The sequence below is a fragment of the Neobacillus drentensis genome (assembly GCF_036965245.1).
Classification (GTDB): Bacteria; Bacillota; Bacilli; order Bacillales; family Cytobacillaceae; genus Neobacillus; species Neobacillus drentensis_G.
The window spans coordinates 19,466-42,337 of sequence record NZ_JBALPG010000051.1; the positions used below are offsets into that span (position 1 = coordinate 19,466).

A 22,872-nucleotide genomic window follows, 5' to 3' on the forward strand; every position below is an offset into this window, starting at 1 on the left:
ATTCATGTATTTAAAATGTTTTAAATAAAAATGCATGTGAAGGTTTGGGTTTGTGTATTTATAATATTGCGCTAACAAATCATACATGGCAGCTTTTTGAAGATAATCAGCTTGGTTTCTTGTCCCGGACATTTTATCAACTCCTTACTAGTGGATTACACCATAATTTATTCAATTTGATTTAGGTAGGTGTCTATCTTTCGATTTGCGAAAATTGGAATTTTTGTTTACAAGTGGATAAATATTGCATATACTATTAATAAATAACTTTGAAAGTGGGTGACGTGCAATGTTAATTGAAACGATGAGAACATTCTGTGAGTTGAATATTGTTTGCACAGCCCAAATATTTTCCGTTTAGGGACCTGCTTTATACCCTTATTTGACGATGCGAATATAACCATGGGCTGTGTGTGCCTATGGTTTTTTATTTTTTTAAAAATAAAGTTCGCTGGAGGAATAAGGATGAAATTAGAAACAATGGGCTTAACTGAAAAAGTTAAAAATGATTTTGATAAAGTTAAAACAAGTGAAGATTTGATTATTGGCCGCGTAGCCCTCGAGCACAAGCGTTTGTATCGGGTTTGGACTGAACAGGGTGAATTGTTATCTGAGGTTTCGGGGAAATTTAGTTTTCAGGCTCACACCCGTGAGGATTTTCCTGCTGTTGGTGATTGGGTCTGCTTGAAGCCAAGGTTCAATGAAGGAAAGGGAACCATTTTAGCTGTCTTGCCGCGTAATAGTAAGTTTTCAAGAAAATCAGCTGGTGCCACCGCTGAAGAGCAAATTGTTGCCGCGAACGTCGATACCGTTTTTCTGGTAAACTCATTAAATGAGGACTTAAATTTAAGAAGAATAGAACGCTATCTTTTATTGACATGGGAAAGCGGTGCAAACCCTGTCATTGTGTTAAGTAAAGCTGACCTTTGTCACGATATAACGGTGAAGTTGGCCGAAGTGGAAGCAATTGCCTATGGTGGTGTGCCTGTTATTCCGATCAGTTCGGAGACCATGAATGGATTTGAAAAATTAGAACCCTTTTTGCAGCCTGGTAAAACTATTGCCCTTCTTGGGTCATCTGGGGTAGGGAAATCAACCTTAACGAATCGATTATTAGGGGAAGAAAAGCAATTGGTGCAAGAGATTCGTGAGGATGATGCTAAGGGGAGACATACGACAACCCACAGAGAGATGATTGTCTTGCCCAATGGCAGTATCTTAATTGATACCCCTGGGATGAGGGAATTGCAGCTATGGGAAAGCTCAGAGGGTTTAACGGAAACCTTTTCAGAAATTGAAGAACTTGCTTCACAGTGCCGCTTCCGCGATTGTCAGCATAAGGATGAGCCGGGCTGCGCGGTGGTAAAGGCGATTGAAGAGGGTTTTGTTGCTTTAGAACGATTAAATAGCTACAACAAACTGCAAAAGGAACTGGCGTTTATTGAACGAAAAGCCGATAAACGTGCACAGGCAGAGGTACGAAAACACTGGAAAAATATAAATAAACAAATGAAGCAACGGAAAAGTCGATAAAATAAAATTGCCGAGCCAGCTGGGACTGGTTCGGCTTATTTTATTTTAAGTGCTAGATTTTATTTTTAAGTAAATCTTCTGTATACTTTTATTATGATGAAAAGGGGTGGGATCGTGGAAGAGAAACATCAATTTGCAACATTTGCCGGCGGCTGTTTCTGGTGTATGGTGAAGCCGTTTGATGAACTGCCGGGGATTATTAGTGTTCTGTCAGGTTATACCGGGGGAACAGTAGAAAACCCGTCCTATCAACAGGTTTGCTCAGATACTACCGGACATTATGAAGCCGTACAAATAACTTATAATCCGGACGTTTTCCCGTATGAAAAATTATTAGAGCTATATTGGCTACAAATTGACCCTACCGATCCGGGCGGGCAATTTTATGACCGAGGTCAATCGTATCAAACTGCGATTTTCTACCATGATGAAACACAAAAAAAGCTTGCCGAAGAATCAAAGAAAACATTACAAGAAAGCGGCCGGTTTAACAGACCGATTGTAACACCAATTTTGCCGGCGCAGACATTTTATCCGGCTGAAGATTATCATCAGTACTACTATAAGAAAAATCGGGCTCACTATCAGTCCTATCATATAGGGTCAGGGAGAGCAGGTTTTATAGAGAGGCATTGGGGAGACAATCATGCAAAATAAGGATTTGAAAAAAGAATTAACGCCAATCCAGTATGAAGTAACGCAAAATAATGGGACAGAGCAGCCGTTTCGAAATGAATATTGGAATGAAGCGAGAGACGGTATTTATGTGGATATCGTTTCAGGGAAGCCGTTATTTAGCTCGCTTGATAAATTTGATGCAGGCTGTGGCTGGCCAAGCTTTACGAAACCAATTGAAGACAATGAAGTGTTGGAAAAAGAAGATTATAGTCATTTTATGGTGCGGACAGAGGTTCGAAGTAAAACCGCGGATTCCCATTTGGGTCATGTATTTAATGACGGCCCAGAACCGACAGGCTTACGTTATTGTATCAACTCCGCTGCGTTACGGTTTATACCGAATGAGGAGCTTGAAGAAAAAGGTTATGGGGAATTTACGAAGTTGTTTGAAAAAGAGTAAAAGCCGCAATTCGCGGCTTTTTATTATGTATTTTTCCCCTTCTGTTTAGATGTAGATGTCATCCCCCCTGAAAGGACAAATTTCATTGCATCCTCGGCCTTAACCTCGATTATTTCCACTTGATTCTTTGGGATTAAAAACGTAAATCCAGCTACCTGGAATGTTTGTGGGATATAGACAGCAACATGATCCTTTAGAGGACTATAAAAATCCTCCAATTGCTCCGAAGTAATAAAACCGATACTGCGCATTTCAGTTCCTGGAATCACAACCAATGCCACCTTGGAAAATGATTTCTTATCGCCAAGGAAGGATTGAACCGTATCCTTAATAACCGAATAAATCGTTTTAACCACTGGAATTTTTTCAAGCAGTCGATCAATTAGTTTAACCATTTTTCCCGTTACATATTTTGTAGACAGCCAGCCTAAAAGGGTAATTAAAATAATGGTCGTCAATAAGCCGATTCCAGGTATGTAATCTTCTCTTAAGTAAGGCTTCAGCGAGTTGCCTAACAAGCCGTCCAAAAATAGAAACGTTTTATAAATAACATAAATCACAAGAATAATCGGCACAATCGTTAAAATGCCATTAATAAAACTCTTGAAAACTGATTTCATCTTATCACCTACAAATTTATCATTGTCTCTCATAATATAGGCGAATGCACATACAGGTCAAGTATCTAGTACATAATGTAACATGGAAAAGACACAAATTATCGAGGAGTGATTGTGTATGTATGGAGGATTTGGAGGATATGGATTTGATGGCGGCTGTGGTTATCCGGCATACCCTGTAGGAGGAGGCTGTTATCCGGCGCACCCTGTAGGAGGATGCTGTGGTTTTGGCTTTGGCGGCTTTGCGTTAATCGTTGTCCTGTTTATTTTGCTTATTATAATCGGTGCAAGTTGGAACTTTTGATAAAAAAAAGGCTGACTCTCGAGAATTCGTCCGGGATTCAGCCTTTTTTCTTATTAAAGTTGCGTGTTCATTTTTTACAGCTAGTTGGTTAATTTGATAAAATAAAAAAAATGGGGAAAACTTGTTTCCAAGTCCCCAATATCAATAATGATATTATCCGATTGTTACCTTTTCTTTTGGATAATTGAATTTCTCCTTACTTCCTTTGCCGCGTAACATAAATAAGCAGGTTACAATACCAACCCTTCCGATAAACATTAAAATGATGATAAGAATCTTGCCAAATGTCGTTAATCTAGGTGTTAACCCCATCGATAATCCATTTGTTCCGAAAGCAGAAGATACTTCAAAAATGACCTCAATTAATGTCCCTTGCTCTGTGATTGATAGAACTAAAATCGAACTTAAACAAAGAAATGCTGCAGTTGTGAGCACAATAAATGATTTTAGGACGTCTTCCTTATGAAGTTCCCGTCTAAATATTTTGATTGAGCTTTTTCCATGTGCATAAAAAATAATCGCTAAAATAACGATGGCAAACGTGGTTGTTCTTATTCCACCGCTTGCACTGCTAGGTGAGCCGCCAATAAACATTAAAATCGACAGGAACAGCTGGTTACTGGGTGTAAACTCATTAACATCCATTGTTGCTAGTCCAGCACTTTTAGTTGTCGCTGAATGAAATAGGGAGTAAAAAAATGATTCATGCCATGCCTTATTTACAAAAAAGCTATTACTGTCAAGAAGAAATATAAATAGTGCGCCTATTACAGTTAGGATAACAAACGTTAATGTTGTTAATTTTGTAAACAAGGTAAAATGAAATCTTTTCTTCTTGATCATACATAAAAAGAATTCATAAATTTCCACTATCACTGGAAATCCAATTGCTCCAACAATCATTAAAATAATTACTATCGTTTGAACAAAGTAGTCATGGCTGAATGGACTAAGGGACTCTCCGGTGATATCAAAACCAGCATTAGTTGTTGCACTAATGGAAGCGAAAAATCCATGTTTAAAAGCAGTTAAAGGACTATCGTAATAATTCATGAACCAAAAACCTAAAATTATTCCACCTATTAATTCAAAGGAAACAAAAATAATGAATATTCGTTTTGCCAGTTGTACCAACCCCGCTAGATTGGACTGATTTTGGTCAATCATAATCAGCTGTCTTTCTTTCAATCCCACTTTTTTACCTAGCATAATCCAGAGGAAAGTACTTAAAGACATGACCCCGAGTCCGCCTAATTGCAGAATTAAGCATAAAAGAAAGATTCCAAAGTTACTGAATGTATCTTTTAACGAAATGACGCTTAATCCTGTTACACTAATGGCGCTGGCAGAGGTAAACATAGCATCAATAAAACTTAACGAAACATTTTCTCGATGTGCAAGAGGAATTTTTAATAAAAGTGTAGAAACGATTAATGCAGACAAATAAAAAATAACGATTAATTGTATAGTCGATAGTTGTTTCGTTTTTAATTTAAGTTTTTTAATTGTGTTCATATGACCTTTTCCTTCTGTTATCTACTGTAATTCTATTATATCCATGCCTAAAAGTAAAAGAGAGGTTAATAAGAATCCGTTATTTAATTCTTCGTCATAACCCTTTCAAATGAGATGATAGAATGAAAAACTGATTCATACAATGAAGTATGTACCGACTTATTTTGAAAAAGAAAGTGGTGTCCTATGGAAAAATCGTTTCTAATCAAACCCGTGCTCGATGAAATATACCCGGTCATTGATTATGGTGAAGGGATCTACTTATTTGATCTGGAAGGGAAAAAATACCTTGATGCCGCTTCAGGCGCTGTTACAGCCAATATCGGTCATGGCGTAGCCGAAATCATTGAAGCGATGCAGGAACAGGCTAAAAAAGTCTCATTTGTGTATCGATCTCAATTTACAAGTGAAGCTGCTGAAAAGCTGGCGAAAAAAATTGCCGATTGGACACCTGGAGAACTAAATTGGAGTTTCTTTGTGAACAGCGGCTCAGAAGCGACAGAGACGGCGATGAAAATGGCGATTCAATATTGGCAGGAACAAGGGATTCTTACAAAGACAAAGGTGTTATCAAGATGGGTAAGTTATCATGGAATAACATTGGGAGCGCTTTCGATGTCAGGCCATGCCGGAAGAAGGGCTAGGTTTGTTCCGCTCTTAGAGGATTTTCCAGTTATCAACCCGCCCTATTGCTACAGGTGTCCGTATAATCAGGAGGCACCATCCTGCGGCTACATGTGTGCCAATGAATTGAAAACTGCAATCAAGAGGATGGGGGCCGACCAAATCGCTGCCTTTATCGCTGAACCTGTTATCGGGGCTGCAGGCGGTGCGATTGCACCACCAAAGGATTATTACAAAACCATAAAAAAAATCTGCGAGGACAATGATATTCTCTTTATTGCCGATGAAGTCATGACTGGTTTTGGCCGGACTGGAACGGTACTTGCATGTGAGCAATGGGATGTCATTCCGGATATTGTGGCATTTGGTAAAGGGATGGGAGCTGGATATGCGCCCATTGCTGCTGCGGTTGCAAGTGAAAAGGTCATGGCACCGATCTTGGCCGGAACAAAGTCAGTGATGAGCGGGCATACATTAAGTGCGAATCCCCAATCATGTGCGGTGTCATTAGCTGTTCTCGAATACTTAGAAAAAAACGAGATTATTAAAGAGGTAGAATGTAAGGGAGTTTATTTGAAAAATCAGCTTGAAAAACTAAAAGGACAATTTTCATTTATTGGTGATGTACGAGGCAAGGGATTGCTCCTTGGTATTGAATTTGTCGAGGATCGTGAAATGAAAACGCCATTTCCAAGAGAGGCCTTGATTACTCAAAAAGTTATTGCGCTTGCCAAGGAAAAAGGACTCCTCGTTTACCCTGCCGGTGCCGGGATTGATGGGGTCAATGGTGATGCCATTATCGTCTCTCCGCCATTAACGATCACAAAAAGAGAGATTGAGAACCTTGTATTATTATTAAAAGAAACATTCGCTGCCTTTTCAAACCAAATAAATATAGGAACAGTTGGTGATATCTAAATGGAAAATTCATTCGGAAAAATTTCAACCTTAGAAGCGGTCATGGAATTTTTTCATGATGGCATGACATTAATGTTTGGTGGATTTGGCGGGGTCGGTTCACCCCCGACATTAATTGATGGGATTTTGGAAAAAGGCGTACATGATCTGATCTTGATAGGAAACGATACAGGTTTTCCTCACATTGGCATCGGGAAAATAGTCAGCCAGGGACTAGCCAAGAAGGTTATTGCCTCGCATATTGGCTCTAATCCGATTGCAGGACAGCTCATGAATGACGGAAGGCTTGAAGTAGAGTTTTCACCACAGGGAATTTTAGCGGAAAGGATACGTGCTGGGGGTGTGGGTCTGCCAGCGATCTTATCCGATATCGGGATGGATAACGAAATGGTATCGAAAAATAAACCGCTATTTGCTATCGATGGGAAAAATTATCTCGTTGAAACTGCCTTAACAGCAGAAGTTTCGATTGTCTTTGCGAAAAAGGCAGATGTATACGGCAATTTAATATTTGACAAAAGTGCCCGTAATACCAATCCACTTGTTGCAATGGCAGGGGAAATAACGATTGCGGAGGTAGAAGAAATTGTTCCAATGGGCTGTCTGGACCCTGATGAAATCATTACTCCGGGAGTGTTCGTTGATTATGTGATTCCTTCTAAGGGGGTGAATTGGAAATGGGCATGGGAATAGACGTTCGCAACCAAATGGCGAAAAGGGCAGCGGAGGAAATTCAAAATGGAATGGTGGTCAACCTTGGTATCGGTATTCCTTCACTTGTTCCGAACCATTTGTCAAAGGAAACAATGGTGATGTTTCATGCTGAAAACGGGATTACCGGGATGGGGCCGAGTCCTGTAAAAGGGGAAGAAGATGAGAATTTATGTAATGCCGGTGGATTTCCTGTCACACTCAACATGGGTGGTTCTTATTGTGACAGCGCCATTGCTTTCGGTATGATCCGTAGAGGGAGAGTTGATATCACCATTTTAGGTTCATTGCAGGTCAGTCAATATGGCGACCTTGCAAATTGGATTGTTCCGGGGAAAAAGGTTCCGGGGATGGGAGGTGCGATGGAGCTTGCGCAAAAAGCAAAAAAAGTCATTGTTGTAATGAACCATTGTGACAAACATGGCAATCCGAAAATAGTTCCATCCTGCACATTACCATTAACATCAGCCCGTTGTGTCGATCTTATTGTCACTGACTTAGCTGTTTTCAAGGTATCCGAAGATGGCCTGCTTTTGACAGAGCTGTTTTCACCATTCAATTTAGAGTATGTAGTAAATAAAACCGGGTGTGAATTTAAAATAAGTAAAACTGTTCGGAATATCCCGTACTAAGCAAAAATCTACCTGGGGGAGTGAATCATTTGAACAAAAATATAAGTAAAACTGTTCGGAATATCCCGTACTAAGCAAAAATCTACCTGGGGGAGTGAATCATTTGAACAAAAATGAAAGCAAAATTAAGCATTGGCTAAAGGAGAATCGTGCTCGAGGGGCAAGACTGTTACAAATCCTTGTACGAGAAAATAGCACGAGAGGAAATGAAAGCAGTACACAAGCGATTGTAATTGAAAAATGTCGTCAGCTTGGGTTAGTACTTGATATTTGGGAACTTGATGGTGAAGAATTAAAGAAACATCCAGCTAATTGCTGTGACCGTCAAAGTTTCGAAGGGAATCCCAATTTAGTAGCAGTGTTAAAAGGGTCAGGCGGAGGAAAATCAATCATTTTAAACGGCCACATCGATGTCGTCCCAGTTGGGGAAGAATCGAGCTGGAGCAATGACCCGTTTAGCGGATTGATTGAGTGCGGCAAGCTGTACGGCAGAGGTGCAACCGATATGAAAGGCGGGAATGTGGCACTGCTCATGGCAATCGAATCGTTGATTGAAAATGGAATTAAGTTAAAAGGGGATGTTATTTTTCAAAGTGTAATTGAAGAAGAAAGCGGTGGGGCTGGGACTCTTGCTGCTGTTTTAAGGGGATATCATGCTGACGGGGCTATCATTCCCGAGCCGACAAATTTGAAACTATTCCCAAAGCAACAGGGCTCCATGTGGTTTCGCATCACCGTGACTGGTAAGGCGGCACACGGTGGAACTAGATATGAAGGTATTAGTGCCATCGAGAAATCTCTTCTAGTGATTCAAGGCTTACAGCAGTTAGAGAAAAATAGAAATGCCAAGATTTCAGATCCCCTTTTTGAAAAAATCCCCATTCCCATTCCGATTAACATTGGAAAGATTACAAGTGGCAAATGGCCTTCTTCGGTGCCTGACAACGCCATCATCGAAGGAAGAATGGGAGTGTCGCCAGATGAAACGATTCAATCGGCACAGCGTGAAATGGAAAATTGCCTGTGTGAATTAAATCAGCAAGATGAATGGCTTCGTGAAAATCCTCTAAAGATTGAATGGTTTGGCGGCAGGTGGCTGCCAGGAAGTCTTGAAAGTGATCATCCATTGATAAAGGAACTAACTAAAAGTTTTGTAGAAGTGAAGGGGGAGAACCCTGTTATTGAAGCAAGTCCATGGGGAACAGATGGTGGAATACTTTCCGCAGTAGGAAATACTCCTGTTGTTGTTTTCGGTCCTGGTATTACCGAAACGGCTCATGATGCCAATGAGCATATCAATCTGGAAGATATGTTTGCAGCAAGTGAAATCATTGCCTTAACACTATTGAAATGGTGTGAAGTTGATGAGTAGTAGAATTAACTATTTTTAACAGTAAGATATGATGATAGATTTACAGCGGAATCGTCTGGCTTAATTCTAGGCCAGACTTTTTTCAAAAAGCCTTGAGTGAGATTATTGTATATAAGGAGTGACCTACATGAATAAAACAGCATCCACCATTTGCTTACAGGAAAGCAGTTATTTCCTCGAAGTGTATCTTGATCCTTTTAATAAAAGAATTCGGGTTGATGATTATCGTGGGAATACAAGAGTACTATTAGAAAAAGCTGAGGAGCTCGTTCTTCAGCATCATGCGGAAAAATTAATCATTAAAGGACGGAGCGAAGATTTTCTCTTTTTTTTCGAAAAAGGCTTTCAGCTAGAAGCGGTGGTTGACCGTTATTTTCTTGGCTCAGATGCACACTTTTTTTCAAAATTCTATACTCCAGACCGAAAGCGGAATGATCATTGGATTACCGAAGACGGGATGATTCATAGCATTTATCAATTGGACAAAACAGTGGAAAAAACATTCCCACCGAAGGAATACCAAATAAAAAAGGCGGATGAGAGCTGTGCCGAGGAGCTTTCAGCATTATATAGCCACGTATTTCAAATTTATCCTACTCCATTGCATGATCCGGAATATGTAAAAAAGACGATACAGGAGGGGACGATCTATTATGTCTTTTTTTATCAGGGGAAAATTGTCAGTGCAGCTTCTGCTGAAATTAATGCTTTTTATAAAAATGCCGAATTAACGGATTGTGCAACATTAACAGAACATAGGAAATATGGACTCATGAAGATCATTCTTCAAGAGCTTGAACGTGAATTGAAACGAAATGGAATCTTTTGTGCATATTCCATTGCGAGGTCGTTATCCTTCGGGATGAATGCCGTTTTATTTCAACTCGGTTATTCGTATCGGGGAAGGCTCATGAATAATTGTTATATTTATGACAAGCTCGAAAATATGAATATGTGGGTAAAGAATCTGGCAATCTGCTAAAATTTCGGCTTAAGAAGCCAATTTTTCGGCACCTACATTACGGCCAGAAGGGCAGGTGAATGAAATGGTACAATTAACAGCTTTAACGCAAGAAGTTATTACAGCCATTCTAAAGAGTATTGATGAAGGAATCCATGTGGTAAATACAGAAGGAAGAACGATTTTTTATAATGAAGTAGCAGCAAAGCATGATGGTATGGATGTGAAGGAAGTGCAGGGAAAGCATTTAATTGACGCATTCCCCTCCCTGACAGAAGAGTCCAGTACGCTTTTAAAGGTAATTAATACAGGGAAGCCTATTTACAATCAAACACAGGTGTACCTGAATGTACATGGGACAAGAATTGATACTATCAATACCACACTGCCGATCTTTCTGGGAGAAAAAATAATCGGTGCTGTAGAAATTGCGAAAGACTATTCGCGCATGAAACTGCTGGCAGAAAGATTATTAGATTTACAAAAAAGCATCAATAAAAGCAGAAAAAAAAAGGTTTTGAAGCAAGTAAACTATACTTTTAATGATTTAATGACGGTTAACTCTGAATTTATTGGTATGATAGACGAAGCCCGGAAGCTGGCAAAATCAGATTCTCCTATTCTCGTATATGGAGAGTCTGGAACGGGAAAGGAATTATTTGTTCAAGGCATTCATCATGAATCACTCCGTTCAGGCGGTGCATTTATTGTCCAAAACTGTGCAGCCATACCAGAAACCTTGCTGGAAAGTATCCTTTTTGGCACCGCTAAAGGCAGCTATACTGGGGCAGTCGATCGCAAAGGGCTATTTGAACTTGCCGACGGTGGTACCCTATTTCTTGATGAACTACATACAATGCCGATTGAACTGCAGGCGAAGCTTTTAAGGGTTTTAGAGGATGGGATGGTAAGGAGGGTTGGAGGCTCGCATAATAGTTCCGTGGATGTACGTGTCATCGCCGCGATGAATGTGCACCCAGCCATTGCTCTTCAAGAAAAGAAGCTGCGCTCCGACCTTTATTATCGCTTAAATGTATTCACGTTTTCTCTCCTGCCATTAAGGAAACAGACTGAGGATATTTTGTATTTAACAGATTATTTTATTCAAGATTTTAATAGAAAACTTAAAAAGAGTATACAAGGTGTAGAAAAGAAGCTTGAAAGTTTCTTTATCGACTATCAATGGCCGGGGAATGTCCGGGAACTTAAACATACGGTTGAATATATGATGAATGTTTGCGAGGAAAAATGGTTGAGGTATGAGGATTTGCCAATTATGCTTAGGCAGCAGCCTGCCACGTCAAAAGGAAAAAGTACTCCTCTTCAAGGTCTATCATTAAGAAAAAATCTTGAATTAGTTGAGAAGAAGTTGATTATGAATGCTCTTGACCAAAGCGCAGGGAATATTAACCAAGCAGCAAAGCTTTTAGAGATTCCAAGGCAGACATTACAGTATAAAATGAAAAAAATGATGGAGTAAACCGCCGAATTTTCGGCGCTTTTTTTATATTTTGAAGGCTGAAAAATATGAATTTTCATTTAATTATGATTATTACGCCATTTTGTGAGTTGGCATGATTCTTGCATAACTATTTTAGTAAAGTGAGCATAGGGGGAATGATCATGAAGCAATTTTTATATAAACCTAAAAGGCATTGGAAGGATATAGAGCTTTGGAAAGATGTTACAGAAGAGCAGTGGAACGATTGGCTCTGGCAATTAACCAATACAATCCGTACCATAGATGACCTAAAAAAGGTCATTAACTTAACTCCAGATGAAGAAGAAGGGGTAAGGGTCTCAACGAAAACGATTCCATTAAATATTACTCCATACTATGCTTCTTTAATGAATCCTGATGATCCAAGGTGTCCAATCAGAATGCAATCTGTTCCGATTTCAAAGGAAATTTATAAAACGAAATATGACCTTGAAGACCCATTATATGAAGATGAGGATTCTCCTGTACCAGGGCTAACGCATCGATATCCTGACCGAGTCCTGTTCCTTGTTACTAATCAATGCTCGATGTATTGCCGCTATTGTACAAGAAGACGCTTCTCCGGGCAAATAGGGATGGGTGTGCCTAAGAAACAACTAGATGCTGCTATATCCTACATCAAACAAGCACCGCAGGTTCGTGATGTGTTAATTTCCGGCGGTGATGGGCTATTAATCAACGATAATATTTTGGAATATATCTTAAAAAATTTACGAGAAATTGACCATGTAGAAATCATTCGGATCGGGACAAGGGCACCTGTTGTGTTCCCGCAGAGAATCACAGAAAACCTCTGCAATATTTTGAAAAAGTACCATCCTGTGTGGCTGAATACTCATTTTAATACTTCCATCGAAATTACCGAAGACTCAAAAAGGGCATGTGAAATGCTAGCAAATGCTGGAGTTCCGGTTGGTAATCAGTCTGTTATACTAGCAGGAATTAACGACAGTGTCCCAATTATGAAACGGCTTATGCATGATCTCGTCAAAATACGCGTCCGCCCATACTATATTTATCAATGCGATCTTTCGGAAGGAATTGGTCATTTCCGGGCACCGGTCTCCAAAGGGCTCGAAATTATCGAGGGACTTCGCGGACATACCAGTGGGTATGCTGTGCCAACCTTTGTCGTCGATGCTCCTGGCGGAGGCGGGAAAATTGCCTTGCAGCCGAACTACTTAATTTCCCAAAGCCCAGAAAAGGTGGTTCTCCGTAACTTTGAAGGAGTTATAACGTCCTATCCGGAACCTGAAAACTATGTACCGGACAGAGCAGAAGGTTACTTTCAAGAAATTTATCCTGATATGGAAGAGAAAAGGTCGCTTGCCGGTATTGCTGGAATAATGAATGATCAACATTTTAATCTTGTTCCGGAAGGCATTACAAGACTTGATCGCCGCAATGATTACAATCAAGACCCTACACATACATCGTTAAAAGATAAGCGGAGTAAGCGAGATGAATTAAAGGAAAAGAAATTTAAAGCATTGACTGAGAAGGAAAAGGATAATCAAATTACGAAAGTCGCCGGAAATACAGCAGAGCCGATTAGGGAATAGGGGGCGAGGACACGTGAAAATTGAATGTGAATGGTGCAACAGCACATATGTGGAACGAACCTCAGACTCTGTTTTCTGGGAATTACCGGACGGCTCGAGGGCGATTGAAATCGCGGCAACCCCCACATATCGCTGTCCTGATTGTGACATGGTTTATCAAACCGAAGTCATTGTAAAAGAAATCGAGAATCATTTATTTTTGATTGATTGCAAGCAAATCGGGAAAGTGATTACCTTTGAAGAATTAATGAAAATACCTCGATTATTGAAAAAGAATTATTTTGATTTTTCCTCATAAAAATGGCAGCATGATAACATGGGTTGTTTTATCCTTTTGTATTTCTGGACGATATCGACAGAATCCGCTATAGTATTTCATATAAGAAATTAGAAGGGTATTTAAATATGAGAAAATCATTTTATCATTTTCTAATGAAATACAGACATCCAGCCCCAAAGGATGAGATAAGCTCGTTTGCTAACCATGCTTATTTGGATCATGGATTTCCGAAAACAGCGGAGGATTACCATGAACTAAGTTCATATCTGGAACTAAATGGACATTATTTAGATTCGATGACTGTATTTGATGAAGCCTGGCAGCAATATATTATTTCGGAAAGCTGATTATCGCAGACAATGTCATCGTCTCCTAATGGGAGGCGATTTTTTCATTTTATAAATCTCGTGAGCGATATCGATTGCCATGCATATACTATTGTAAATAATATTCAGACTAATCCAATTGAGGGGATGGGAGGACATGGCAAAAAGAAAAAAATCGAAGTATCAGATCGGGGATACGGTCGTGATTACAATTTATGGAACTGTCGGCAAGGTCACCGATATAAAATGGCTAGAAGGTAAGTATGTTTATGAAGTAAATAAGAGTGATGGGTTATTCATTGAAGAAGCCCTGCAATTACTTTCAGAATATGATGGCACAGTAATGGATCAAGAACAGATTGATATCGAGTATAAGTTTTTTTTCGGAGATCTAGTTCAAGTTAGTGGTTATGGTGCTGATTTATTTAAAGTAGTTGGCTTTCGAACAGAAATTTGGCGCTACAAAGAGGATGCCTGGGAAGATGTCATTTATGAGCTTTCACGAGTAAGTGATGGGGAATGGCTTGAAGCTGGTGAGGAGGAATTGACACTAGTTGCTGATGCTGAAAGTGCTGATACGTTCATCCAAAAACTAGGTCTTCTATACTTAGTCAACAAACAAGAGAAAACAGAAAAAAAGCCTAATTTTCAGAACATGAATAGGAAATCAGAATATGAAGAAATTGAACGAAAAAAAGAAAAAAAAGAACTAATTGATAATCTATTGGACATATTTAATGATTACCGTATTCTATATGAAATGTTTCAAGATCAAGAATACCATCAAGTAATGCGGGTGATTCTCAGAAAATTAGAAAGTCTGGGAAGTAATGATGGGAAAAGTCACGTATAGCTACCACCTCAAAATTAGAAAAAATAAATATAGAACAAACGGAATTCCTGCCCATTTAATGAAAAAAAACATTGTGTCAGTAATTTTCGCAAATAATCCAAGGGTGAAACCATCCTCGCAGTTAACATCTTCTATAAATGCTTCTAACTTCAATTGTACATTTGACATTTGATCACCTCATAGGTTTCTTTATTTACATCCTATGCTTGTCCAATCAAAAAAAGACATGTTTGCTTTTGATAAAATCACTTTTAAAATCGTACATTAATACTGGATAAATCAATTGGAAGTGGCAAATCAAAGTAAATAGCATGAAAAAGTCATGTACATCATACATTCTCTAAAAAGGGGGCGATGCTATGAGAGAAATTGAAGTTTTTATTGATACAGAAGAAATTGCTGAATTTTTCTTTCATGAGCTTGTAAAAAGGGGATACGTTCCTAGCGAAGAGGAATTGGAAGAAATCGCAGACATAACCTTCGAATATTTAATCGAAAAGAGCATTATCGATGAAGAGGTACAAGATGAATAATAATAATCAAATAAGGAGAGGAGAAAACCCTCATCCAATTATTATAGATGAACACGAAAGACGAGCATTTGCTGCTCGCTTTTTGTTTGATAAAATTTTCATTTTTTTTACATAAATCTAGCGAAACCTTTATATTTTTTTTTCGTATATAATTTGAAACAATAAGAATGTTCAATTGAGGAGGAGAAAACATGTCATTTTTTAACAAAGTATTTGCAAGTGTAGGAATCGGATCTGCTGCGGTGGATACTAAGCTCGAAAAGGATACGTACATGCCTGGTGAGACCGTTCAGGGTGTAGTAGAAATAAAAGGCGGCAAGGTAGAGCAGCAGGTTGACGAGATTTATCTTACCTTAAATACCACGTATTTAAGAGAGTCAGATGATCGAAAGTATACCGTAACGTCTGCCATCGACCGTTTTCGCTTAACGACTCCGTTCACCATAAGGGCAAATGAAAAAAAGGAAATTCCGTTTTCTTTTCAACTTCCATTTGATACACCGCTATCGATTGGCCGCTCCAAAGTTTGGGTTACAACTGGCTTAGATATTAAAGGCGGTATGGATCCAAGTGATAAAGACTATCTAAAAGTTGTGCCTAATCCATTAATGTCTGCTGTGTTCAATGCTGTTGACAGCCTAGGCTTTAGAATTCGCGAAGCTGATTGTGAGGAAGCTCCAAGGCGCTTACGTGCACGGCTGCCATTTGTTCAAGAATTTGAGTTTGTACCGACATCAGGTCCATTCCGCGGCAGATTAGATGAATTAGAAGTTGTTTTCTTCCCTGCAGGAAATGGCACACTCGATATTATGTTCCAAGTGGATCGGCGTGCAAGAGGATTATCTGGATTGTTCTCAGAGGCATTGGGGGCAGATGAAACAAATGTAAGATTATCTGTCACAAATGCTGATATCCCATATTTACAGCAAAAAATTCAAAGTGTGATTCAAAGATATTCATAAACAATTGAAAATCGACAAAAATAGTGTGGTTTCTATGGAGGATTCGACAATGTCCATCGCTAATTATTAGAATAGAAAATTAATTCTGATAATTGGAGGGATATGATGATCAAAGTATTATCAAAAAGAGCATGTATTCAATATGATGTGACGATCTTTCAAACTCCAAAGTACCGTGAATATAAGGGCTATAAAGAGGTTTATCGAACAACTATTCCCGCGAATAACCGTCAACATTGTTTAAAGGAAACCTTTAGCCGCTTTAATGTGACCGATAGAATTCCGGCAAATTATAAAGGAAGATTTCTCACAACAGGGGACATTATTTTAATTGACGAAGGTCGTTCGGGTCAATTTTATTATCAATTAAAACCCGGGGGTTGGTACCCAATAAACCGAATCATGCTTCTCTGACAAACCGTGGGGGATTGAAAAAACCCCCGCGGTTTGATGTTTCACTTTTTCACAATCATCTTTTTCTTCCGCCAGTTGCAATATGATCTTGTACATGTGCTTCATGTTCTGCGACAATGGCCTCTGCAGGAATATGATTATTTTTCTTTTTCCCATTAATCCGGCTTCGGTGCTTTTTTCCCATCAATACCCCTCCTTTTATTTAGAAATAGCTTCCCACAATTTTAAAAAATAATGTCCATATTTGAGAAACGTTTTTCAATAAAAATCGTTTATGTTATAGTGACTATGGTACAGACTATCATTTTGTGCTAACTTTTGATTGGAGGCTATTTAATGAGTGTACATATTGGTGCAAAAGAAAATGAAATTGCGGAGACGGTATTGCTTCCTGGGGATCCACTTCGAGCAAAATATATTGCAGAGACATTTTTAGAGGATGTAAAATGTTATAACGAAGTTCGAAACATGTTTGGTTTTACTGGAACATATAAAGGAAAAAGAATTTCTGTCCAAGGGACAGGAATGGGAGTTCCATCTATTTCGATTTATGTGAATGAATTAATGCAAAGTTATAATGTTCAAAATTTGATTCGCGTCGGAACCTGTGGGGCAATCCAAAAGGATGTAAAAGTCCGTGATGTGATTTTGGCGATGACCAGCTCTACAGACTCAAACATGAACCGTCTTACATTTGGACACGTTGATTTTGCACCTGCTGCCAACTTTGATTTACTCAGAAAGGCATATGATGCAGGGGTCGCTAAAGGCCTTAATTTAAAAGTAGGCAATGTCTTCACTGCAGATTCTTTCTATAACGATAATGCTGAACTTGAAAAATGGGCTAAATATCAGATTCTCGCAATTGAAATGGAAACAGCTGCTCTTTATACGTTGGCAGCGAAATTTGGCCGGAAAGCACTTTCAGTTTTAACTGTTAGCGACCACATCCTAACAGGAGAAGAAACCACAGCTGAAGAACGGCAATTAACCTTTAACGATATGATTGAAGTAGCATTAGAAGCTGCAATCAAGGAATAATGACGTTCAAGCCTCTTCCATAAAGGAAGGGGTTTTTATTTTGAAAAGATAGATAAAGGAACTACAGTACATAATGGAGAATTATTAAAGACAATTACTTAGATGTGTGAGTAAAGGAGCGAGAGGTGAATAATGAAGGAGCAGCTCAAATTGGATATTACGGGAATGACCTGTGCTGCCTGTTCGACTAGAATTGAAAAAGTTCTGAATAAAATGGACGGCGTTGAAGCAAGCGTCAATTTAGCAATGGAAATTGCGGCTATTTCCTATGATAACGAATTAGTTTCTAGCAGCGATATTTTAACGAAAATTGAGACGCTCGGTTATGGTGCCAAAGAGAAAGTAAAAAGGGAAACTAAGCAGCAATTAAAGGAGCAAGAAATTAACCAAAAAAAGCAGAAATTTTTTCTCTCAGTATTATTGTCCCTTCCGCTATTGTATTCCATGATTGCACATTTGCCCATTGATATTGGCTTACCAATGCCTCAGATTCTAATGAACCCATGGTTTCAATTGCTCTTAGCTACCCCTGTACAGTTTTATATTGGCGGCCAGTTTTACCTTGGTGCCTATAAAGCCCTTAAAAATAAAAGCGCAAATATGGATGTCCTTGTTGTATTAGGAACTTCTTCTGCTTATTTCTATAGCATTGCCGAAGGAGTTAAAACAATTGGAAACCCTTTTTATATGCCGCATCTTTATTTTGAAACGAGTGCAGTTCTTATTACCTTAATCCTTTTAGGAAAATTATTTGAAACTACGGCAAAAGGAAGAACGACGATTGCAATTTCTAAGCTGTTAAACCTTCAAGCAAAGGAAGCGACAGTAATAAGAGAAGGAAAAGAAATTCATATCCCAATTGAAGATGTAAAGGTAGAAGATCGAATACTAGTGAAGCCAGGAGAAAAAATTCCTGTTGACGGCATAATCTTATTAGGACAATCTTCTGTGGATGAATCGATGATTACTGGAGAGTCCATACCAGTAGAAAAATCTGTTGGTAACACCTTAATTGGTTCCACGATTAATAAGAATGGAACCCTGACAATGAAAGCGACAAAGGTTGGGAAAGAAACTGCACTCGCTGGTATTATCAAGATTGTCGAAGAAGCACAGGGCAGTAAAGCGCCAATCCAACGGCTCGCGGATACCATATCTGGTTACTTTGTCCCAGTCGTTGTCGCCATATCTTTGTTGACATTCTTTATTTGGTATCTTTTTGTAAATCCAGGGGATTTTCCTGTAGCATTAGAGACGGCGATTTCAGTTCTTGTGATTGCCTGCCCTTGTTCCCTTGGACTTGCTACACCAACATCCATTATGGTCGGTACCGGGAAGGGAGCAGAAATGGGCATTCTTTTTAAAGGCGGGGAGCATTTGGAAACAGCCCATAAAATTAATGCAATCGTTCTCGATAAGACTGGAACGATTACAAAAGGAAAACCCATTGTTACTGATTTTGTTGCCTATCAGGATGAGAAAAAAGTTTTACAATACCTTATTTCAGCTGAAAAGTCATCGGAACATCCCCTTGCAGAAGCCATTGTAAAGTATGGGATTGAAAAAAGATCGAGTACGCTGCCAGTAAAACGGTTTAAGGCAATACCGGGATACGGGATTGAAGCAAAAATTGGGAATGAGGAAATATATGTTGGGACTCGTAAGCTGATGTATTTAAAAAGCATTGTATACACCGAGATTGAAAAGGATGTGCTTCGCTTTGAAACCGAGGGGAAGACGGCTATGTATATAGCGATTAATTCTATCATCATGGGATTGGTGGCTGTGGCTGACACCGTAAAAGAAACGGCAAAGCCAGCAGTGCAACAATTAAACGAATTAGGTATTGAGGTGTATATGCTTACTGGAGATAATGAACGTACTGCAAAAGCAATTGCTGCGGAGGTTGGTATTCAAAAAGTGATTGCGGAAGTCCTCCCAGAAGAGAAGGTCAATTATGTGAAAGAACTTCAGCTAAAAGGGATGAAAGTAGCAATGGTCGGGGATGGGATCAATGATGCACCTGCACTAGCTGTTGCAGACATCGGCATTGCCATTGGCACTGGAACAGATGTGGCAATTGAAGCGGCCGACGTTACGATACTTGGCGGGGAACTGACATTGATTCCAAAGGCAATCGTTTTAAGTAAAAAAACAATGCAAAACATTCGCCAAAACCTTTTTTGGGCGCTTATTTACAATTCCGGAGGGATTCCAATTGCTGCCCTAGGATTGTTGGCTCCATGGGTGGCAGGCGCTGCCATGGCCTTTAGTTCTGTATCAGTTGTTACAAACTCCCTTCGGTTGAAGCGGGTAAAAATATAAAAACGAAGAGTAAAATTTGAACTTCACTTACCTTTTTAGACTAATTCCCATTATCTTTAAAAAGGGATTTTAATTCGTTTCTTATTATTTTTATTAACTTTTCTTTGTTAATTTTATAAAAAAAATGTTATTCTAATCACTAAGGGTTTACTTTTTAGAGGATCTAAAAATAACTTTTGATAATGTTAACAACAATCTGGCTGTTTTGAACGTTACAGTGATTGTACAGTACATATTTTTATGGTGAATGAAAGTGGTGAAAGCTTTGGATGAAAAGAATATGGAACAAAAGAAAGTTGATGAAGTTAAAGTAGAACAAGAGCAAGTGACAGAAAACAAATCCGGTTATATTCACTTGAAAAAGTTTCATTTTATTATGCTGTTATTTTTGCTTGTTTTTCTATCGGCTGGGATTACTACATTTGCTTTGGCATTTGGAAAGGAAAAAGTAGTCTCGGTAGCGCCGGAAAGAACAGAATTCAATAAATTATATGAAGCATTTGATACATTGAATAACGGATACTACAAGGATGTGAACCAACAAAAGCTCATTAATGGTGCGATTGATGGTATGGTTTCATCACTAGATGACCCATATTCCGACTATATGAGCAATGAAGAAGCCAAAAGCTTTCACAGTAGTATTTCTTCTTCCTTTGAAGGAATTGGTGCAGAAATTCAGGAAAAAGAAGGCCATATCATAATTGTTTCTCCGATTAAAGGATCACCTGCTGAAAAAGCTGGCTTAAAACCAAATGATATGATCATATCTGTGGATGGAAAAAGCTTGCAGGGAATGAATTCAACTCAAGCTGTTACGTTAATTAGAGGGAAAAAGGGAACAAAAGTCGAATTATCAATTCAACGACCTGGGACAGATGCGCCGATGACTGTACCGATTATTCGTGATACAATTCCGATTGAAACCGTTTATGGTGAAATGATAGATGACACCATTGCTAAAGTCCAAATAACAAGCTTTTCAACTAATACATCAAAAGAACTTGTGACTACTTTGAATGATTTGCAGAAAAAGGGCATGAAGGGTCTGGTGTTAGACTTGCGTCAAAATCCAGGGGGATTATTAGACCAAGCAATCAGTATTACAAGCATGTTTGTTCCTAAAGGAAAAATCATTGTGAAAGAAGAAGACCGAAACGGAAAGATTAAGGAAATTCCTTCACAAAATGATGGGAATACTGATTATCCTTTAGTTGTTTTAATTGATAAAGGAAGTGCAAGCGCATCAGAAATTTTCGCAGCTGCTGTAAAGGAATCGGCTGGTGTACCACTTGTCGGCGAGAAGTCTTTTGGAAAAGGAACGGTACAAACCGCAGCAGATTTTAAAGACGGCTCAAACCTTAAATATACGATCGCAAAATGGTTGACACCAAATGGGAATTGGATTCATAAAAAAGGAATCATGCCAGATGTGGAGGTTGCCCTTCCAGAATATGCAACATTACCAATTATTAATCCGGATAAGGAACTAGCATTATCTACCTCATCAACTGATGTTCAAACAGCACAGAAGATGTTAAAAGCTGTAGGTTATGACCCAGGACGTGAAGACGGATTTTTTGATGAAAACACAAAAGAAGCTGTTATCGCCTTCCAAACAGCACAAGGTCTCCCTGCTGATGGGGTATTAAAAGGTGATTCAACAATGAAGCTCATGGATCTTTTACGAGAAAAAATCAAAACAAATGATACTCAATTACAAAAAGCAGTTGAGGTTTTAAAAGGAAAAATGAAATAGTCAATGAACCCGATTCCGTTAGGAGTCGGGTCAATTTTTTTAACTATCCATAAAAAGAAGGGAATTATAATGAAAAAAGCGGAAGTTTATATATTATCAGGATTTTTAGGCAGTGGAAAAACAACTTTATTAAAACGATTACTTGAGGATGAACGTAGTGCAGGAAGAAAAGTAGCAGTCATGATGAATGAATTAGGAAAGGTATCGATTGATTCTGATTCGATAAATGATGATGTAGCTTTAAAAGAGCTTTTAGGCGGCTGTATTTGCTGCTCGATATCGGACAAGCTTGAAGCACAGCTTCAAGGTTTATTAATGGATGTAATGCCAGACGTAATTTATATTGAAACCACTGGAGCGGCACATCCCGTTGAGGTGTTGGATGCTATCCTTTCCCCGTTGTTTGCAGATAAACTAGTGATTAAAGGTATTATAACGACGGTAGATGGAACAAGATGGAAAAACCGAAAAACACTAAGCCCGCAGCTGCAACAGTTGATCCTAGAACAGGTAAGACATGCTGACTTTATTATTATTAACAAGATGAATGACTTAAAAGAGATGGAACAAGCTAGTATTACCTTTGAAATTCAATCAATCAATCCCAAGGCTAGGTGCCTGCTGACAAATTATTCACAGGTTTCTATTGCCCAGCTCAGAAATCTGTCGGTATCATTTGAAAAGGAATCAATGCACGTAGATTTGAACTTGTCAACCTTTGTTTACCAATTTAAAAAAGCTATTAACCATAAGAGTTTTGAAGAATTTTTAAAAGAATTGCCTGATACGATATACCGAATTAAAGGATATGTGAAGTTTGATTATTCAGAGCAGCCATTTTTATTTCAATTTTCCTATGGAATGCCTTTATACATGAAGGAAGATATGAATATGCCTTTAAACCTTGTATTTATCGGCGAGAATATTGATTGGAATGTGATGCAAGAAAAACTTGCCAACCTCGAAAAACAAGATAAAATTAGCCATGAATGAATGATAATTTCATCTTCAGGTAACTCTTTTAATGTAGCTAAAATCCATTAAAAGG

Annotated in this window: 24 protein-coding genes; 21 read left to right on the plus strand and 3 right to left on the minus strand. The window is 38.7% G+C overall.

Features of this window, described 5'->3' with window-relative positions; translation table 11 throughout:
* The first annotated feature begins 465 nt into the window (after nt 1-465).
* The 3 genes from rsgA to msrB all read left to right on the plus strand — a co-directional run bounded on the left by rsgA (nt 466) and on the right by msrB (nt 2,611).
* Nucleotides 466-1,533: a ribosome small subunit-dependent GTPase A gene (gene rsgA / locus V7150_RS12915; RefSeq protein ID WP_335518609.1), complete on the plus strand. Its 1,068-nt coding sequence runs from the start codon at nt 466-468 to the stop codon at nt 1,531-1,533.
* 96 nt (nt 1,534-1,629) lie between these two features.
* Complete coding sequence (msrA, locus tag V7150_RS12920) at nt 1,630-2,190, plus strand: peptide-methionine (S)-S-oxide reductase MsrA (RefSeq protein WP_420490286.1); 561 nt, start codon at nt 1,630-1,632, stop codon at nt 2,188-2,190.
* Complete coding sequence (gene msrB, locus V7150_RS12925; protein WP_335518615.1) at nt 2,180-2,611, plus strand: peptide-methionine (R)-S-oxide reductase MsrB; 432 nt, start codon at nt 2,180-2,182, stop codon at nt 2,609-2,611. Before msrA ends, msrB begins: the two co-directional genes overlap by 11 nt.
* A gap of 23 nt (nt 2,612-2,634) precedes the next feature.
* On the opposite strand, the gene V7150_RS12930 is transcribed toward msrB, so the two are convergent.
* Nucleotides 2,635-3,231 carry a DUF502 domain-containing protein gene (locus V7150_RS12930; protein ID WP_335518618.1) on the minus strand — a complete coding sequence of 199 codons (597 nt, stop codon included), beginning with the start codon at nt 3,229-3,231 and terminating at the stop codon, nt 2,635-2,637.
* A 118-nt stretch (nt 3,232-3,349) separates the two neighbouring features.
* Here V7150_RS12930 and V7150_RS26610 point away from each other — a divergent pair, with 118 nt between their 5' ends.
* The gene (locus V7150_RS26610; RefSeq protein ID WP_420490284.1) at nt 3,350-3,535 is read left to right on the plus strand and encodes a YjcZ family sporulation protein; all 186 of its coding nucleotides are present in this window, start codon (nt 3,350-3,352) and stop codon (nt 3,533-3,535) included.
* 153 nt (nt 3,536-3,688) lie between these two features.
* Here the strand turns inward: V7150_RS26610 and V7150_RS12940 are convergent, their stop codons facing one another.
* Complete coding sequence (locus V7150_RS12940) at nt 3,689-5,050, minus strand: TrkH family potassium uptake protein (RefSeq protein ID WP_335518621.1); 1,362 nt, start codon at nt 5,048-5,050, stop codon at nt 3,689-3,691.
* 186 nt (nt 5,051-5,236) lie between these two features.
* On the opposite strand from V7150_RS12940, the gene V7150_RS12945 reads away from it, so the two are divergent.
* From V7150_RS12945 to V7150_RS13005, 13 genes are all read left to right on the plus strand, one after another.
* Nucleotides 5,237-6,592, plus strand: coding sequence for an aspartate aminotransferase family protein (locus V7150_RS12945; protein ID WP_335518624.1), 1,356 nt, complete (start codon nt 5,237-5,239; stop codon nt 6,590-6,592).
* A complete protein-coding gene (locus V7150_RS12950) occupies nt 6,593-7,285 on the plus strand; it encodes a CoA transferase subunit A (protein ID WP_335518628.1) in 693 nt (230 codons plus the stop codon).
* The gene (locus tag V7150_RS12955) at nt 7,270-7,935 is read left to right on the plus strand and encodes a 3-oxoacid CoA-transferase subunit B (RefSeq protein WP_335518631.1); all 666 of its coding nucleotides are present in this window, start codon (nt 7,270-7,272) and stop codon (nt 7,933-7,935) included. The genes V7150_RS12950 and V7150_RS12955 overlap by 16 nt, the downstream gene beginning before the upstream one ends.
* Before the next feature lie 103 nt (nt 7,936-8,038).
* Nucleotides 8,039-9,307 carry a peptidase gene (locus V7150_RS12960; protein WP_335518633.1) on the plus strand — a complete coding sequence of 423 codons (1,269 nt, stop codon included), beginning with the start codon at nt 8,039-8,041 and terminating at the stop codon, nt 9,305-9,307.
* 127 nt (nt 9,308-9,434) lie between these two features.
* Nucleotides 9,435-10,289: a putative beta-lysine N-acetyltransferase gene (ablB, locus tag V7150_RS12965; protein WP_335518636.1), complete on the plus strand. Its 855-nt coding sequence runs from the start codon at nt 9,435-9,437 to the stop codon at nt 10,287-10,289.
* Nucleotides 10,290-10,353: 64 nt separating this feature from the next.
* Entirely contained in the window at nt 10,354-11,748 is a 1,395-nt protein-coding gene (locus V7150_RS12970) for a sigma-54 interaction domain-containing protein (protein ID WP_335518639.1), read from the plus strand.
* 143 nt (nt 11,749-11,891) lie between these two features.
* The gene (gene ablA, locus V7150_RS12975) at nt 11,892-13,331 is read left to right on the plus strand and encodes a lysine 2,3-aminomutase (protein WP_335518642.1); all 1,440 of its coding nucleotides are present in this window, start codon (nt 11,892-11,894) and stop codon (nt 13,329-13,331) included.
* A 13-nt stretch (nt 13,332-13,344) separates the two neighbouring features.
* Nucleotides 13,345-13,629, plus strand: a complete 285-nt coding sequence (locus tag V7150_RS12980) for a YokU family protein (protein WP_335518646.1) — start codon at nt 13,345-13,347, stop codon at nt 13,627-13,629.
* Between the two features lie 107 nt (nt 13,630-13,736).
* Nucleotides 13,737-13,958 (plus strand): YozE family protein, encoded by a 222-nt coding sequence (locus tag V7150_RS12985; RefSeq protein WP_335518649.1) that lies wholly within the window; start codon nt 13,737-13,739, stop codon nt 13,956-13,958.
* Nucleotides 13,959-14,094: 136 nt separating this feature from the next.
* On the plus strand, nt 14,095-14,790 hold the full coding sequence (locus V7150_RS12990) for a hypothetical protein (protein WP_335518652.1): 696 nt from the start codon (nt 14,095-14,097) through the stop codon (nt 14,788-14,790).
* A gap of 359 nt (nt 14,791-15,149) precedes the next feature.
* Complete coding sequence (locus V7150_RS12995) at nt 15,150-15,323, plus strand: YozD family protein (protein ID WP_283919090.1); 174 nt, start codon at nt 15,150-15,152, stop codon at nt 15,321-15,323.
* Nucleotides 15,324-15,514: 191 nt separating this feature from the next.
* A complete protein-coding gene (locus V7150_RS13000) occupies nt 15,515-16,285 on the plus strand; it encodes a sporulation protein (protein ID WP_335518657.1) in 771 nt (256 codons plus the stop codon).
* 102 nt (nt 16,286-16,387) lie between these two features.
* A complete protein-coding gene (locus V7150_RS13005; protein ID WP_335518659.1) occupies nt 16,388-16,699 on the plus strand; it encodes a YodL domain-containing protein in 312 nt (103 codons plus the stop codon).
* Nucleotides 16,700-16,754: 55 nt separating this feature from the next.
* Here the strand turns inward: V7150_RS13005 and V7150_RS13010 are convergent, their stop codons facing one another.
* The gene (locus V7150_RS13010) at nt 16,755-16,883 is read right to left on the minus strand and encodes a hypothetical protein (protein WP_335518663.1); all 129 of its coding nucleotides are present in this window, start codon (nt 16,881-16,883) and stop codon (nt 16,755-16,757) included.
* 152 nt (nt 16,884-17,035) lie between these two features.
* On the opposite strand from V7150_RS13010, the gene deoD reads away from it, so the two are divergent.
* The 4 genes from deoD to V7150_RS13030 all read left to right on the plus strand — a co-directional run bounded on the left by deoD (nt 17,036) and on the right by V7150_RS13030 (nt 22,817).
* Nucleotides 17,036-17,740 carry a purine-nucleoside phosphorylase gene (gene deoD, locus V7150_RS13015; RefSeq protein ID WP_335518666.1) on the plus strand — a complete coding sequence of 235 codons (705 nt, stop codon included), beginning with the start codon at nt 17,036-17,038 and terminating at the stop codon, nt 17,738-17,740.
* 132 nt (nt 17,741-17,872) lie between these two features.
* Complete coding sequence (locus V7150_RS13020) at nt 17,873-20,065, plus strand: heavy metal translocating P-type ATPase (protein WP_335518669.1); 2,193 nt, start codon at nt 17,873-17,875, stop codon at nt 20,063-20,065.
* Nucleotides 20,066-20,345: 280 nt separating this feature from the next.
* Nucleotides 20,346-21,824 (plus strand): S41 family peptidase, encoded by a 1,479-nt coding sequence (locus V7150_RS13025; RefSeq protein ID WP_335518671.1) that lies wholly within the window; start codon nt 20,346-20,348, stop codon nt 21,822-21,824.
* A 69-nt stretch (nt 21,825-21,893) separates the two neighbouring features.
* Nucleotides 21,894-22,817: a CobW family GTP-binding protein gene (locus V7150_RS13030; protein WP_335518674.1), complete on the plus strand. Its 924-nt coding sequence runs from the start codon at nt 21,894-21,896 to the stop codon at nt 22,815-22,817.
* Nucleotides 22,818-22,872: the final 55 nt, after the last annotated feature.

Coding starts and splice junctions, on each gene's coding strand:
- rsgA (WP_335518609.1), top strand. CDS start 466: ATGAAATTAGAAACAATGGGCTTAACTGAAAAAGTTAAAAATGATTTT.
- msrA (WP_420490286.1), top strand. CDS start 1,630: ATGAAAAGGGGTGGGATCGTGGAAGAGAAACATCAATTTGCAACATTT.
- msrB (WP_335518615.1), top strand. CDS start 2,180: ATGCAAAATAAGGATTTGAAAAAAGAATTAACGCCAATCCAGTATGAA.
- V7150_RS12930 (WP_335518618.1), bottom strand. CDS start 3,231: ATGAAATCAGTTTTCAAGAGTTTTATTAATGGCATTTTAACGATTGTG.
- V7150_RS26610 (WP_420490284.1), top strand. CDS start 3,350: ATGTATGGAGGATTTGGAGGATATGGATTTGATGGCGGCTGTGGTTAT.
- V7150_RS12940 (WP_335518621.1), bottom strand. CDS start 5,050: ATGAACACAATTAAAAAACTTAAATTAAAAACGAAACAACTATCGACT.
- V7150_RS12945 (WP_335518624.1), top strand. CDS start 5,237: ATGGAAAAATCGTTTCTAATCAAACCCGTGCTCGATGAAATATACCCG.
- V7150_RS12950 (WP_335518628.1), top strand. CDS start 6,593: ATGGAAAATTCATTCGGAAAAATTTCAACCTTAGAAGCGGTCATGGAA.
- V7150_RS12955 (WP_335518631.1), top strand. CDS start 7,270: ATGGGCATGGGAATAGACGTTCGCAACCAAATGGCGAAAAGGGCAGCG.
- ablB (WP_335518636.1), top strand. CDS start 9,435: ATGAATAAAACAGCATCCACCATTTGCTTACAGGAAAGCAGTTATTTC.
- V7150_RS12970 (WP_335518639.1), top strand. CDS start 10,354: ATGGTACAATTAACAGCTTTAACGCAAGAAGTTATTACAGCCATTCTA.
- ablA (WP_335518642.1), top strand. CDS start 11,892: ATGAAGCAATTTTTATATAAACCTAAAAGGCATTGGAAGGATATAGAG.
- V7150_RS12985 (WP_335518649.1), top strand. CDS start 13,737: ATGAGAAAATCATTTTATCATTTTCTAATGAAATACAGACATCCAGCC.
- V7150_RS12990 (WP_335518652.1), top strand. CDS start 14,095: ATGGCAAAAAGAAAAAAATCGAAGTATCAGATCGGGGATACGGTCGTG.
- V7150_RS12995 (WP_283919090.1), top strand. CDS start 15,150: ATGAGAGAAATTGAAGTTTTTATTGATACAGAAGAAATTGCTGAATTT.
- V7150_RS13000 (WP_335518657.1), top strand. CDS start 15,515: ATGTCATTTTTTAACAAAGTATTTGCAAGTGTAGGAATCGGATCTGCT.
- V7150_RS13005 (WP_335518659.1), top strand. CDS start 16,388: ATGATGATCAAAGTATTATCAAAAAGAGCATGTATTCAATATGATGTG.
- V7150_RS13010 (WP_335518663.1), bottom strand. CDS start 16,883: ATGGGAAAAAAGCACCGAAGCCGGATTAATGGGAAAAAGAAAAATAAT.
- deoD (WP_335518666.1), top strand. CDS start 17,036: ATGAGTGTACATATTGGTGCAAAAGAAAATGAAATTGCGGAGACGGTA.
- V7150_RS13020 (WP_335518669.1), top strand. CDS start 17,873: ATGAAGGAGCAGCTCAAATTGGATATTACGGGAATGACCTGTGCTGCC.
- V7150_RS13025 (WP_335518671.1), top strand. CDS start 20,346: ATGGAACAAAAGAAAGTTGATGAAGTTAAAGTAGAACAAGAGCAAGTG.
- V7150_RS13030 (WP_335518674.1), top strand. CDS start 21,894: ATGAAAAAAGCGGAAGTTTATATATTATCAGGATTTTTAGGCAGTGGA.